Origin of the sequence: Pantoea septica (assembly GCF_002095575.1) — a bacterium.
GTDB lineage: Bacteria > Pseudomonadota > Gammaproteobacteria > Enterobacterales > Enterobacteriaceae > Pantoea > Pantoea septica.
The window spans coordinates 78937-94170 of the sequence record NZ_MLJJ01000019.1 but is presented as its reverse complement, the minus strand read 5'-3'; the positions used below and the strand labels follow the sequence as shown (position 1 = coordinate 94170).

Genomic DNA, 15234 nt, shown 5'->3' with positions numbered 1-15234 from the left:
AAATCTGCCGATCATTCATTTTGTTGAGCAGAGGGAATATAAATGAAAAAGTACGGAGAGCTCATTCAATTTGAGCCCGTCACAACTATCATCAAACTCAAGGAGTCTGCTGAACAGCACAAAGCTCAGCAGTTGGTGGCGTCATATGTTATCTCGGACAAGATGGCACTAAAACTGGCGGACATCATCATTCCCCAGTTGCAGTTTGAAGAATCAGTTGATAACAAATCTCTCTGGGTTGTCGGTAACTACGGCTCAGGTAAATCACACCTGATGTCAGTGATCTCGGCAGTTGCTGAGTTTCCAGAACTTGCAAAATATATTACTAACGACAAGGTTCGCCACGCTGCGGGTAAAATTGCCGGAAAATTTAAAGTCATTCGCTTTGAGGTCGGGGCTAGCAAGAAAGCCTTTGCTGATATCGTCACAGACAACCTGACCTCCAGCTTGGCGGAAATGGGGATTGAGTATCAATTCCCCTCAATGGATGAAATCTCATCCAATCACAAACCCTACTTTGAAGAGATGATGGCGCTATTTCATCAACGCTATCCAGATCAAGGTTTGCTTTTGATTTGTGATGAAATCCTCGACTACCTGCGCTCACGGAACCAGCAACAACTACCATTGGATATGGCGATGATGCGCGTCATGGGAGAAGTAATTGATGGCACACGCTTCCGGTTTATTTGTGGCGTCCAGGAAGCCATTTTCGACAGCACTCAATTAGCTTTTGCTACGCAGGAAGTCAAACGCATTCGTGACCGTGCAGAGCAGGTATTGATCACACGTGACGATATCAAATATGTAGTTGCTGAACGCCTACTCAAAAAAGATGCCCAGCAATTGCATTGGATCCGTGAGTATCTGCAACAATTCACCTCTTGTTTTGATCGTATGAACGAACGGCTCGACGAATTTGTTCGGATGTTCCCTGTTCATCCTGACTACATCAATACTTTTGAACGAGTACATGGCGCAGGCATAGAACAGCGTCAAGTATTGCGCAGCCTCTCACGGCAGATGCAAGCTTTAATGGAACAGCAAGTTCCTCTTGATAAGCCGGGCGTATTCTCTTATGACACCTACTGGGATGAACTCAGAAGCGATCCCAGCGCCAAAACTAATCCTGATGTAGGTCAGGTTATAGAGGTCGGCGAAACCCTGTTTACTCGCATTGATCAAGCCTATCCAACCGCAACTGAAATAGACTTTGCCAAACGCCTTGTAGCCGGTTTGGCAATCCATCGTTTGACTGTTGGTGATGTTTATAACGAGATGGGAGCAACTGCCGCCGAGCTGCGTGATTCACTTTGCCTCTATCTACCTGGTATCGAACAACTGCCCGGAGAAAAGAGTAAAAATCTAGAAACTCAGATCGTTGCTGTACTGACTAAGATTCGAAAAACCGTTAATGGCCAGTTCTTTTCAAAGAACAAGGCAAACGATCAGTTCTTTTTGGATTTGAAAAAGACTGAAGATTTTGATGCTTACATCGAAAACAAGATTCCCTTGCTTACGGATGATAGTCGTAACAGTGCCTATCGTGAAGCTATGCTGCAGATCCTGGAAGAAACTGATATGCAGCAACCCAATATTCAGATGTGGCGGCACGAACTGAAATGGTTGGATCGAAATGTTAATCGTCCAGGATGGATGTTCTTAGGCTCGCCTAATGAACGAGAAACAGCCAAGCCGCCGCTCGATTATTACATGTACTTCATACAGCCATATAACCCGCCAAAACAGAAAAAAGAGCACATCCGCAGCGATGAAGTGCTATTTATTCTGCAAAATGCTGACGGCGATTTTGATCGCAGCCTAAACTACTATGCAGCCGCTATCGATTTACATGCTTCTGCTACAGGTAACGCCAAGAATGTCTACAAACTTAAGGCGGATGGTTATCTGAGAGAGATGCAGACTTGGCTAAAAAGTCATTTCAAAGATGCCTACATTGCCCAATACAATGGGCAAAGCAAGCCGATGATGGACTGGCTCAAAGGTACATCTGTCCGCAACATTTCTGGGCTCGGCGATAGCCAAATTGGCAGCCTCAAGGATATTTTTGAATCCGTTGCCAGTCATATCTTGGCTAATCACTTTGTTTCGTTGGCACCCGAGTATCCCACTTTTAGTCAGTGGATCACTTATGAAAACATCGAAAGTGCCGCCAAAGATGCGTTAAGTGTTGTCTCTGGTGGAGCTGCGACCAAGCGAGCCAATGCCGTCCTTGACGCACTTGAATTACTGGATGGCGATAAAATTTCCCCGCTAAAATCACGCTATGCCCAAGCTGTTTTAGCTGTTTTAAAAAGTAAGCCACAGGGCCAAGTGGCCAATCAGGCAGAACTGCTGGAGGCAATCAATTCCCGACTCTATTTTAAGCCAGAAAGCTTCCGACTAGAGCCGGAATGGCTGTTAGTCCTGATCGCCTGTTTGGTTTATAGCGGCGAGCTTGAATTAGTAGTGGTCGGCCATACCCTGACTGCCAGTGATGCCGTCAAATTCAAATCCATTCCATTTGATGTACTGAAAGACTTTAAACATATCCAATCGCCCAAGGATTTTAATGTTACCGCATTAAAAGCCCTACTTACTTTGTTGGACATGAATGACGGTTTAGCTACCACGATCCAGCAAGGTGACGAGAGCATCGTACGTGAAATGTTAAAGCGTACAGAATTACTGGTTAACGAACTAGTCAAGGGGCAGCAGAGCGTCAAAGAACGTTTGCCGTTATGGGGACAATTAGTTCTGGAAGAAAGTGAAGAACAAACGCTGTCAACACAGCTAACTGAGCTTAAAAACTTTTTGGAAACAATCCAGCGCTATGACAAACCTGGTAAGTTGAAAAACCTCAAGGTCACTGCTTCAGAAATTACCTGTTTCCAGCAAATGCTTCAGGCATGGAGAAATTTTGTTCAACTCAAGGCGGCAGTCAATGATCTGACCCCATTATGCACTTACCTCAAAGAGGCGCAGTTGGTACTGCCTGAGCAGCACATGTGGCAAGAACAAGTTAAATTGGCTCGTGACACATTAAGACAAGGTTTCGCTGACCCATCATTACGATACAATGAGAACTTCAAAGCGACGCAGATCTCTGTTTTGACAGGGCTAAAAACAGAGTACGCGAAGCATTATATTGAGCTTTATATACGGGCGCGTCTCGACAGTAGAGAAGAGAAGACTAAATCCAAACTGCTAAGCGATGAACGTCTTGCAGAATTGGATATTTTGAGTGGCATCACCTTGCTCCCAGCTCAACAACTAGCTGATTGGCGTAAAGATGTAGCACAATTACAAACAGCCAAGCCCATTGATTCCAAACATCTAGCGATGAATGCCAATCCAGCAGACTTCAATGCTCGTCAAGAGTGCGGAAAAGCACCGGGCAGTGAACAGCTAAAGAATCTGGAGCAACAGCTCGATAGTTTACAAAGTGATTGGCTTAGTAATTTGAATAGTCTTCTCGATGACCCGTTCATTAACCTTAGCCTGCTTAAACCAGACCAGGCACTGTTAATTCGTGATTTTATTCAGAATGGTCAGCTCCCTGAGCCACTTGACACAAACTTTATACAAGCGGTAAACCAAGTGCTGGCAGGATTGGAAGAGTTAAGAATAAACTCAGCCGAATTTATTAATGCCCTAGGAAAAGGCCTTCCCCAGAGCCGTGACGAAGTAGCTGAACGCTTTAATCGGCTGCTCGACAAACTTTGTCAGGGTAAAGACATCAATAAAGTTCGTATCATTATCGATTAATTTATACGGGCGGGTACGATTTAAGTCGTACCTGCTAAAGGAAGCACCATGAAACAAGACGCTTTATTTTCAAGTGATAGCACGCCGCTGTCACAAACAGCAGGCCCAGTAACCTGTTTGGGAAAAAGTTTCGTTAACGACCAAGAACGCCGCGAATATTTTCTGGCATTGCTGGCTGAAAAGCTCAAAGATCCAGAATTTCGTAAAATTGAAGGTTTTCCCATCGGTAACGATGACGATATATTAAATCTAAGCGATCCTCCATATTACACCGCCTGTCCTAATCCATGGATTGGCGATTTTGTTGCAGAGTGGGAGGCGCAAAAGCCTGCATGCGACGAAGAATATCATCGAGAACCTTTTGCTGCAGATGTCAGTGAAGGGAAAAATGATCCTATTTATAATGCCCACTCTTACCATACCAAGGTACCTCATAAGGCCATTATGCGATATATCCTGCATTATACAAATCCAGGCGATATCGTTTTTGATGGCTTTTGTGGGACTGGAATGACAGGAGTTGCAGCACAGATGTGTGGCGACAGAGATATAGTGATGTCTCTTGGTTATCAAGTAAAAAATGATGGTTCCATTTTACAAGAAATCATTAGCAATGATGGAAAAAGAGAATGGAAGCATTTTTCAAAGTTAGGCGAAAGAAAAGCGGTCCTAAATGACTTATCACCTGCTGCAACTTTTATTTCTTATAACTATAACACTCCAATAGACATTACGTCATTTGAGAACAGAGCTAAGGAAATATTGGCTTCTGTAGAAAAAGAATTGGGATGGATGTATGAAATAAAACATTCTAATGGTGAATCAGGAAGAATAAATTACACGGTTTGGTCAGATGTTTTTATTTGCCCTGAGTGTACATCTGAAGTTGTTTTTTCAGATGTCGCATTAGATGAGAAAAAAAATAAAATTCTAGATGTTTTTGAATGTCCAAGTTGTAATTCTCAACTGTCAAAAAAAAATATGGATAGAGCTTGGGTTACTTTTTTTGACGAATCTATTCAAAAAAATGTTACGCAAGCAAAACAGATCCCTGTTCTTATCAACTATTCTTTACCTGGGCGCCGAAATAAGCTGACACGCAGTGTTAACACTGAAGATCTTGAATTAATTAACAAGATAAATAATTTAAAAATAGAAGATTGGCACCCAACAGAGAGAATGATGGAGGGAAAAGAAACCCGTCGAAATGATCGCATTGGTCTAACAAATATTCATCACTATTATTCTAAAAGAAATTTGATCATTCTCGCTAAGATTAGAGAAAAATGTCGTAATGATAAACAAGCACTCTTAATGTTCAACTCACAACTAATTAACGTGAGCAAACTGAATCGTTATCGTCCAGGGATCTCTTTCCCTTACAATCCCTTAAGCGGAACAATGTACATTGGTTCGCAAGTTAGTGAGTCAAATGTATTCATTGCTTTGGAAAACAAATTAAGAAAACTTACCACTGCTTTTAAAAATATCAAAGCACACTCAGTCATCAGTACAATGTCAACTTCAGATATGCAAGACTTTTCTGTTGACTATATATTTATTGATCCACCATTCGGTGCAAACTTAAATTATTCGGAGTTAAGCTCACTATGGGAATACTGGTTAAAGACAAGAACTGATAATAAAAAGGAGGCAATTGAAAACTCAGCTCAAAATAAGGGAATAAATGAGTATCGTTACCTAATGCTTGATTGTTTTAAAAAAGCATATAACCTGTTAAAGCCAGGTCGCTGGATTACGGTTGAATTTTCTAACACTCAAGCTGCTGTCTGGAACTCTATTCAAACAGCACTGAATGAAGTTGGTTTTATTATCGCAAACGTTTCAGCATTAGACAAAAAACAAGGCAGTTTTAAAGCAGTGACAACTCCCACTGCAGTTAAGCAGGACTTGGTTATCACTGCCTACAAACCAAGTGGCGATTTTGAAAACCGCTTCAATTGTGACGCTAATACAGAACAGGGAGTTTGGGATTTTATTAGTAATCATCTAAGTTATCTACCCGTCACTAAATTGCAGGAAGGTAGTTTAGTCTCAATACCTGAACGTGACCCTCGTATTTTATATGACCAGCTAATTTCTTTCTATATCAGGAAAGGCTACACGTTACCTATCGATAGTAAGCAGTTTCAAATTGGTTTATCCCAACGATTTAATGAACGGGATGGAGGATATTTTCTTTCCGAACAGGTAGCTGAATACGATAAGAAAAAACAGGCTTACGGCGGAGTGGCGCAGGCATCCTTATTTGTAAAAGATGAAGCATCGGCAATTCATTGGCTTAGACAACTTCTCAAGCACAAACCTCAAACGTTTGCCGATATTAATCCGCTATACATGCTTCACCTTAGTGGTTTTAGCAAAAATGAATTAACATTAGATCTGCGCGAGCTATTGAATCAAAATTTTCTTTGTTATGACGGCCAAGATGATGTACCAGAGCAGATTCATAGCTATCTTTCTAGCAACTGGAAAGAGCTACGTAATTTAACGAAAAAAGACCCTGAGTTAATTGCTAAAGCGAAGGATCGATGGTATGTACCGGATCCAAACAAGGCTGGTGACTTAGAGAAACTGCGCGAAAAATCGTTGCTTAAAGAATTCGAAGCTTACAAAGCATCCAAGAAAAAACTTAAACAACTACGTATCGAGGCTGTGCGTGTTGGTTTTAAGAAACTTTGGGAACAACAGGACTTTGCAACGTTGATCGATGTCGCTGATAAATTACCAAGTAATGTGTTGGAAGAGGATCCAGTACTGCTGATGTATTTCGATCAAGCAGTAACCTTGAGCCAAATCGATACCGATGATGAGTGGTGATAAATCATGTGGCAGGTAGGAGACTGGGCTTGGAGTCAGACTTATCAACAATATGTCAAAGTGATTGAATCTGCTGGCCTCTGGGGCCAGCAGTTTTACCGTGTCTGGTTGCAGCAACAAGATGTAGTACTCAAGGTATTAAACACCGATCTCTACCACCAACCAGTGCAGACCATCGTAACTGCTGATGCGTTATGCTACTTGGCCACTGCAGCCAAAATTGCCAACGTCCAGCAGGAAGATACCCTCCTGGCACCAATAGAATCGAATGTCATTCCTTTGCCGCACCAGTTGAAGGCGCTCACCAAGGCGATGAGCAAAAAACAGGTGCGCTATCTGTTTGCCGATGAAGTAGGTCTGGGCAAAACCATTGAGGCTGGGCTGGTCATGCGTGAATTGAAGTTGCGCGGACTGGCTAAGCGAATTCTAGTTTGTGCACCTAAAGGGTTGGTTAGTCAGTGGATAAGTGAAATGCAGACCCACTTTAACGAGTCATTCCAATTGATGCTGCCCGGTGAACAAAAACCACAAAATGAACATGACAATGTCTGGTCACGTTATGATCAGGTTGTCTGCCCTGTCGACAGTATCAAGCCCATCGAAAGCCGCAAAGGATGGTCACTCAAGCAACTTAATGAGTACAACAAACTTCGTTTTGATGATCTGCTGGCTGCGGGTTGGGATCTTATTGTCATTGATGAAGCCCATCGGCTCGGCGGTAGCACCGACCAGGTCGCCCGTTACAAGCTGGGCCAAGGTTTGGCCGAAGCTGCTCCCTATTTATTGTTATTATCCGCTACACCACATCAAGGCAAAAGTGATGCTTTCCACCGTTTGATGGCACTGCTCGATGCCGAAGCCTTTCCAGATGTAAGCTCGGTCTCACAAGAGCGGGTCCAGCCATTTGTGGTGCGGACTGAAAAACGGATCGCCATCGATGGCGAAGGTAAGCCACTTTTTTGTCCTCGGCAAACAGAAATGGTTGCCGTTGCCTGGCAAGCCCAGCATGGATTACAACGCCACCTCTATGAAGAGGTGACTGAGTACATTAAAGAAGGCTACAACCAAGCACAAGCCAAACAACAAAATGCTATTGGTTTTTTGATGATATTGATGCAGCGTTTGGTGAGTTCTAGTAGTGCAGCCATCTCCCGAACTCTCGCCCGTCGGTTAAAAGTATTAGAAAATAAGCGGATTGAAGAAGAATTACCTTTGGCGTTTACCGATGAGTGGGCAGATCTGGATGGTCAAGCCCAGCTTGATGAATTATTAGCTCAGTGCCAAACCTCGTTGGAAAACGAAAAAAACGAAGTGCGCCGTTTGCTAGCGTTAGCGGAGCAATGTGTAAGTGCCGAAAATGATGCCAAAGCCGAAGCCTTGCTCAATTGGCTCTACCGCCTGCAGCAAGAAGAGGGAGATCCATACCTGAAGATGCTGGTGTTTACAGAGTTTGTGCCGACCCAAGAAATGTTGGCGCAATTCTTTGTTGAACGAGGAATTAGTGTCGTTAGTCTCAACGGCTCAATGGATCTGTCAGAGCGTAAAAAAGTACAAGCTGCTTTCGCCAGTGATACTCGCATTCTGATTTCAACCGATGCCGGCGGAGAAGGTCTAAACCTTCAGTTCTGCCATGTGATTGTTAATTACGATATGCCTTGGAATCCGATGCGCATGGAACAACGTATTGGCCGCGTCGATCGTATCGGCCAACAGCATATCGTTCGCGCACTGAACTTTGTGCTCGAAGATACCGTTGAGCACAGAGTTCGCGAAGTGCTCGAAGCGAAGTTACAGATTATTCTCAACGAATTTGGCGTTGATAAGACCAGCGATGTATTGGATTCCTCTGCCACTAATCATCTGTTTGATGATTTGTTTATCACATCTATCACTGACCCTGCTTTGATGGATCAGGAGTTAGCTAAAGCCCTGGCCACCTTAAGAGACGGTGCAATGGACAAGCGGCAACAGGATGCCCTGTTTGGTGGCGGAGATCCCTTATCTGCTGAGGACTATCGCCAAACCTTGAACCATCCACTACCCTATTGGGTACAGAGCATGGTCGCTAGTTACTTGCGCTGGCAACGTAGTATGCAGCATACAGCTGATTTTAATGACGAAATTGATGGGAGCCATACTCTAACTTGGCCAGATGGTGCAACATGGAGTGGAATAACCTTTATTGGTAAGATCGCCCAGCAACAGCCAAGTTTCACGCATCTAACGCTCGAAAACCCTAAGATAAAAGGGCTGAGTAATCAATTACCTGTTTGGAGTGAAGCACAACCCATCCCCAGTGTTGCTGTTAAGTCACTACCAGCCAGAGCGAATGGTTATTGGGCATTATGGAGTATCCGTCTTGTGGCTGGCCATGAGCGACGCTGCCAATATATGCCAGTCTATATCAAGCCCAACGGTCAATATTACGCAACAGCATCCCAAAGAGTCTGGGATGCTGTCTGTAGTAAAGAATTTGAGATTTTACCTCAAGACTTAACAGTCGATTCTTCTTTACATCAGTCGATCTATGCTCTTATGCATAAGGCAGCACAAGAGGAAGGAAAAGCTATCTTCGAAAGCATGTTGACAGCCAACCAGACCGATTTAGATAACCAGTTTGAAAAAGGTGAATACTCATTTAATGCAAGAAAAAAAGCAATAGAACGCGTTGGATTACCAGAGGTTCGCCAATTTCGCTTGCGTCAATTAAGTAGTGAATATGCTCTGTGGCTCCAAGATATAGATAAAAAACGCAGGGTGATTCCTGACATGGTTTTACACACCATTATTGAAATTAAAGGATGAATATGACCTGGCAGGATGACGTTATTCATAAAGTAAATTTGGATGGGGATTTTGTATATATCATAAACGATCCTGATGGGCTACTATATGAGCCTGTTATAGCAACCTCACTTCAAGAAAAAAATGCGTTCATTTTTGATGATGATGACCCATTAGCATTACGTCTGGCCTATGAAACATGGCGTAGTAGTGAGAATAAAATATCTTTCCTGATCCGGCTGACGGTTGGGCGTGATATTTTTATACCTCATGATATTCAAGATGAGTCAAAAGAGATTGATTTTCATCTGTCAGAATTTTTCCAGGAAATTGATTCAGATATACTAAGATTACTACCAGCAACGCTATATCAGTCAGTCATGGATGCGCTGAAATTATTTTCTCCGGGTAGACTCAGCCAACAGTCAAGTCTAGATTTCTTATTGCGCCATATATTTAGAATTGCACCTGAGATAATCCAATCCAGTACAGACCTTGTTAGATTATTGATTAGAAAGCATTATATTGGTATTGAAATGCCAATGCAAATTGAAACGAGACTAATTCATCTACTGAGTTTAGTGCCTAGTTTCGGTTTATGGAATATTAATCGACTGATTTCCAATAAAGCTTATTTTTTTGATTTCCTTCAAAAACAATGGGAAATATACTTACAAGGTGAAGAAAAGAGTCCTATCTACTTTGCATCTCGACCAAATACTCAGCTAATTGTTCCTTTTGCTGATGGTGATGTTCGCGTTTTTATTGATAATCTGTTTGCTGAAGGCATTATAAAACCAGTGGCGATAAAAAGCTTACCTCCTGAACACTGGGCATCATTTGCTGTACTAAAAGAACCAAAAATAACAGAAAAAGAACGAATACTACACCTACTTAATAATGCAAAAAATACATTCAACCAATACTCAGAAGAAAATGCAAATGCAGATTTCTGGCTTGAGCAGTCACGTTCTCTTGGTATCATGAACGCCCTATTTTATCAAAATAAAAATTTGCCTGCTGTTGAAGTTTTGTTTGATGACATTAAAAAAATTAACACTGATGTAGATGAATTATTTCAACATTGGCTGCTAATCAACTATGCAAAAATACAAACCATACCAACTGTTCGTTATCCATCTATGTTGCATAAAGTTCCTGACTGGATATCACGGAGGATAGATTCTGGTAATAAAATTTGTTTGCTTGTTTTAGATGGTATGGGGGCTCGCCAATGGCCATTATTACGTAAGCAATTGCAAATATGCGAAAATATTTCAATAGAAGAGCATTCTTGTTTTGCTTGGGTGCCGACGATAACGTCAATTTCACGGCAAACCTTGTTCTCAGGGAAACGTCCTTTTTTGTTTGGTGAGTCCTTACTGACTACAAATAAAGAAGAAAAACTATGGCTTAATTATTGGATGGACAAAGGTTTAAACAAACGAGAAATTAAGTATGCAAAGAAAATTGAGAACTATTCAGTCGATGAATGGCAATCATTAGTTGGGTCACTACCAGTTAAAATTGCCGGTTTAGTCATAAATTTTATCGATGAACAGATGCACGGCATGAAAATGGGAATGGCTGGACTAAATGTATTGGTTGATAGCTGGCTGGCCGAATGGAAATTCAAAGATAAAATTTCAGACCTGCTGGAGAATGGGTTTGAAGTTATAATTACTTCAGACCATGGTAACCAAGAGGCTATCGGTATGGGATATATCAATGAAGGGGTAAAAGCGGAAACTCGAGGAGAACGAGTACGAATCTATAATAGCCCCAGTTTGCGAGACAGCTCTGCTGCAAACTATCAAGATTCTGTGATAGTATGGCCCGGTCCTGAGATGGGCCTGCCAAAAGGGACATACCCTTTGCTAGCCTGCTCTGATAAAGCCTTTAAAAGTAAAGGGGATGTCGTTGTAGGGCATGGTGGAATCAGCCTCCATGAGGCAATAGTGCCTTTCATTATTGTTAACAAAAAGTAGTTAGTTATGATTAAAACTCCAGGTTTCTGCCGCCATATCGAGAAAGAGTGGCTTGAACAAACGCTCCGCTGGGTTGCTAGCGAAGCAGATAGTGTGCAATTAAATAAAAACTTGGAAGTATTCCTTAGTACGTATATAGCGACTAAAGAAAATCGACGCAAAGCTCGAAATTTATTAACCTCAATTTGGATGCGACCAAAAAATAAAGATGTTTTTTTTGAGACAGGCATTCAATTACATCAAGAGATTGATGCATCTTCATTACCTATTCACTGGGGAATGTTAACCGCAAAAAAACCTTTCTTTGCTGAGGTTGCTCGTTTTATCGGCCGACAAGCTAGGCTAAATGACGCATTTACCTTTTCTCAAGTATTTCGCCGAATGAGTATGTTATATGGCGAGACACAAGCAACCAGTAGAGCACTAAGTGCTGTTTTAAGGACTATGATCGAGTTAGGGGTGATAGACAGAAGTAATAAACTGACATCATATTCGATCGTTCCAATTCAAGAAAAAGTTAGCAACCATATCGCAAATTGGTTAACTACAGCTGCTATGATTTCATTGAACAAAGTTAGCATTAGTCTTGATGAAGTATTAGCTGATCAAGTGTTCTTCCCATTTCAAATTGATATCAACTTAAATACACTTGATATATCAACATTTGAATACTTGCAGCAAGGAAACTCAATAGTCGTTTTCAAAAGGAATCTTTACTCATGAAACCCATTATTGGATTCAATCGGCATTTAGAGATGAATTGGCTTGTTCAAACCGCATCCTGGTCGGCGAATGGGATTCACGGGCAGGCATTAAAAAATAAAATTGATAGCTTACTTGCCCCTAGTTTTGACAGTAAAGTATCGCAAGATAAAACTAGAAATCTTCTTTTTGGTATTTGGGATGCAGAATCAAAATCGGTACCCAAAGCATTTCATTCCGACGCCTGTAAATTGCTCATTGAACACAGCGAAATAAATATAGCTATTCACTGGGGAATGATGCTTGTTAAATACCCCTTCTTTTATAATATCGTAGTACAAATTGGTAGAATGACCAAGCATGAAGGTTTATTCATTTACAATCAATTAGAACAACGCATTACTGAAAGCTATGGGGATACTTCAACTATCAAGCGCTGTATGCAATTTGTTGTTCGAACCTTAATAAATTTAGAATTATTATCCAACCCTAAATCAGGCACATACCAGTTGCGAAAATCAATTGTGATTAAGTACGATAACGTTATCGCTTGGCTGACTGAAGTATCAGTAAGGGCTCAAGGAAACTCAAGCAAAAGCATGTCTGCTATTATTAATGACCCAGCCTGGTTCCCCTTCGAAATAAACTTTAATGAAAACAAATTATCGTCTAATATACGAATAGATGTTCATCACCAAGCTAATGATGCCATTATTTTCCTATGATGATAATTTTGTTGAATTTTAACATCACATCTATCACATACATGGTTAGTATACCTTTAGGAAACTAACCACGTATGTGCAGCCAGATAAAAATAGAACGTTCATCTTTGAAATAATGAGCTTTCAATAAACCAACCACTATAAAAATTTAATTGAAATAACAATTCACTTCTTACACAGCTTTGATTTCTCTTTATCATTCACAATAAACCATGACCGAACAAGGATGATTCATTTATATACCACCCCAATAAGAATTCAACGTTAGACATAACAATGTTCAATTAATACACCTAAGTTATTAAAGCCAAAAAAAATATACTACAGACACATGAAACATGCGATTGTTTAGATTGCAATAACAAGGCCGGTTAACCGGCCTTTTTCACAACCAATGTTTTGGAATGGATAAATCAAATGTACGAGCAACATAGCCGAGCGTCTTAATGTATTCATTATGCTTCGCTACATCAACAGGTTGCCCTGCTTTACGTAGTTCCAATATTCCCTGCAGTTCAGGAAGGTTAAACATACCTAGTTTATAGAAATTCCCCCATGATGGCGTACCAAAGAGATTATAAATAACGATTGTGCTATCACGCTCGCTAGCTAATCTCTTCTCTCCAGATATTTTAGTTAATGCGTTTTCTGCTTCATCTTTATCTTCGTATGTATTAAGAATCTTCATCTTTTTAGCCCAAAAATTTAATGTTCCAATTCAATTAAATGTGTCCGGGTAGCAGTTGCTACCCGGACACATTTACTTATTTACTTTAGCAAAATCAAAAGGACTAACACCCTTCTCCCGATTCGCATCCAGATAATCCGCCCACCACTGCACCATTAGCCTCCGCTCCCCCAGATGCTCGGCCTTATGAATGTAAGCCGCGCGCACAGAGTTACGTTCCTGGTGACTCATCTGCCGCTCCACCGCATCCCTCGACCACAATCCTGACTCAATCAGAGAACTGCAAGCCATGGTCCTGAAACCATGCCCACAGACTTCCGTTTTTGTATCATAGCCCATCACTCGCAAAGCCTTGTTCACCGTGTTCTCACTCATGGGTTTACGCGGATCATGATCACCAACAAAGATCAGCTCTCGATTCCCATTCATGCTTTCAATCTTTTCCAGGATAGTTAAGGCTTGCCGCGACAAGGGAACAAGATGTGGAGTCCGCATCTTCGAACCACGCTGAGAATGTTTAACGCCTTCCAGCAGTTCACGCTCACCTGGAATAGTCCACATGGCCGTTTCGAAATCTACTTCTGACCAACGAGCAAAACGTAACTCGCTAGATCGAATGAAGACTAACAACGTCAGCTCAACAGCTAAGCGTGTTAGTGGTCTGCCGGTATATGTGTCGATACGATGAAGTAGTTCAGGAATACGATTAAGTTCTAGCGCAGCGCGATGTTGCCGTTTTGCTGTAGCAACCGCTCCAGCGATCTCTTGTGCAGGGTTGTAATCGATTAAACCACTTTGCACGGCAAATCGCATAATTGCTGTAGTTCGTTGTTGTAGACGTGCCGCCACCTCAAGACGTCCAGACATCTCTACGGCTTTGATGGGAATAAGTAAATCTCTGGTTTTTAACTCAGCGATATTCCGCTTACCAATCGCATCGAACAGATTATCTTCCAGACTTTTAAGAACACGCCCACTATGCGACTCAGACCACTTTTGATTGCTGGCATGCCAGTCTCTGGCAACAGATTCAAATGTGATGACCTCTTTAGCCTGTTCTTCTTTTACTGCACGCCTATGCTCACGAGGATCGACACCGGCAGCAACAAGCCTCCTGGCCTCTTCCCTCTTTTGACGAGCATCGGCCAGTGACGTTTCGGGGTAAACACCAAATGCCATCAGATGTTGCTTGCCGCCAAAGCGAAAGCGGAAACGCCAATATTTGGAGCCGTTAGGGTGTATCAACAAAAACATGCCATCGCCGTCTACTAGCGAGTATTCCTTTGCTTCAGTTTTTGCCGAACGTACCTTGGTATCAGTCAGGGCCATGATGGTATTCCTTCCATATGCTGCCGTGAGTATATAAGCATTATCGAACCAACATATATACTCGGTTCTATACTCACAAGCATGTTGATGTGGGGTAACTCAGATTGACGTCGGTTGACTGAAAAGCGGGGCTAAGCCTTACGGGGACTGGATTTCAGGCACAAAAAAAGACGTCCGTTGACGTCTATTGATGTTCCGATGGTGCCGAAGGCCGGACTCGAACCGGCACGTATTTCTACGGTTGATTTTGAATCAACTGCGTCTACCGATTTCGCCACTCCGGCACGGAAGGGATGCGGAAAACGTTGAGGATTATACCCTTACCCACCAGCCGCGCAACCGGAATCACCTTCCCTGCGCGCTAAACGTCCAAAAAAGCGCCATAGCTCTTCAATCCCCTTCCCGCCCC

8 protein-coding genes and 1 tRNA gene are annotated in these 15234 nt (G+C 42.1%); 6 read left to right on the top strand and 3 right to left on the bottom strand.

Annotation, left to right across the window (positions count from 1 at the left end):
* Positions 1-42: 42 nt before the first annotated feature.
* From HA46_RS12285 to HA46_RS12265, 6 genes are read left to right on the top strand one after another with little or no spacing between them, the layout of a single operon-like run.
* Positions 43-3768: a DUF6079 family protein gene (locus HA46_RS12285; protein WP_084884537.1), complete on the top strand. Its 3726-nt coding sequence runs from the start codon at positions 43-45 to the stop codon at positions 3766-3768.
* Positions 3769-3816: 48 nt separating this feature from the next.
* Positions 3817-6609, top strand: coding sequence for a DNA methyltransferase (locus HA46_RS12280; protein WP_084884535.1), 2793 nt, complete (start codon positions 3817-3819; stop codon positions 6607-6609).
* Positions 6610-6615: 6 nt separating this feature from the next.
* Positions 6616-9414: a DEAD/DEAH box helicase gene (locus tag HA46_RS12275; protein ID WP_084884533.1), complete on the top strand. Its 2799-nt coding sequence runs from the start codon at positions 6616-6618 to the stop codon at positions 9412-9414.
* A gap of 2 nt (positions 9415-9416) precedes the next feature.
* The gene (gene pglZ / locus HA46_RS12270; RefSeq protein WP_158086843.1) at positions 9417-11381 is read left to right on the top strand and encodes a BREX-3 system phosphatase PglZ; all 1965 of its coding nucleotides are present in this window, start codon (positions 9417-9419) and stop codon (positions 11379-11381) included.
* A gap of 6 nt (positions 11382-11387) precedes the next feature.
* Positions 11388-12104 (top strand): hypothetical protein, encoded by a 717-nt coding sequence (locus tag HA46_RS20870; RefSeq protein ID WP_143807633.1) that lies wholly within the window; start codon positions 11388-11390, stop codon positions 12102-12104.
* The gene (locus HA46_RS12265) at positions 12101-12808 is read left to right on the top strand and encodes a hypothetical protein (RefSeq protein ID WP_084884529.1); all 708 of its coding nucleotides are present in this window, start codon (positions 12101-12103) and stop codon (positions 12806-12808) included. The genes HA46_RS20870 and HA46_RS12265 overlap by 4 nt, the downstream gene beginning before the upstream one ends.
* Before the next feature lie 385 nt (positions 12809-13193).
* Here the strand turns inward: HA46_RS12265 and HA46_RS12260 are convergent, their stop codons facing one another.
* The 3 genes from HA46_RS12260 to HA46_RS12250 form a co-directional block, all read right to left on the bottom strand.
* Complete coding sequence (locus HA46_RS12260; protein ID WP_084884527.1) at positions 13194-13496, bottom strand: hypothetical protein; 303 nt, start codon at positions 13494-13496, stop codon at positions 13194-13196.
* A gap of 72 nt (positions 13497-13568) precedes the next feature.
* A complete protein-coding gene (locus tag HA46_RS12255; RefSeq protein WP_084884525.1) occupies positions 13569-14825 on the bottom strand; it encodes a tyrosine-type recombinase/integrase in 1257 nt (418 codons plus the stop codon).
* 199 nt (positions 14826-15024) lie between these two features.
* Positions 15025-15109 (bottom strand) — tRNA-Leu (locus HA46_RS12250).
* Positions 15110-15234 lie beyond the last annotated feature (125 nt).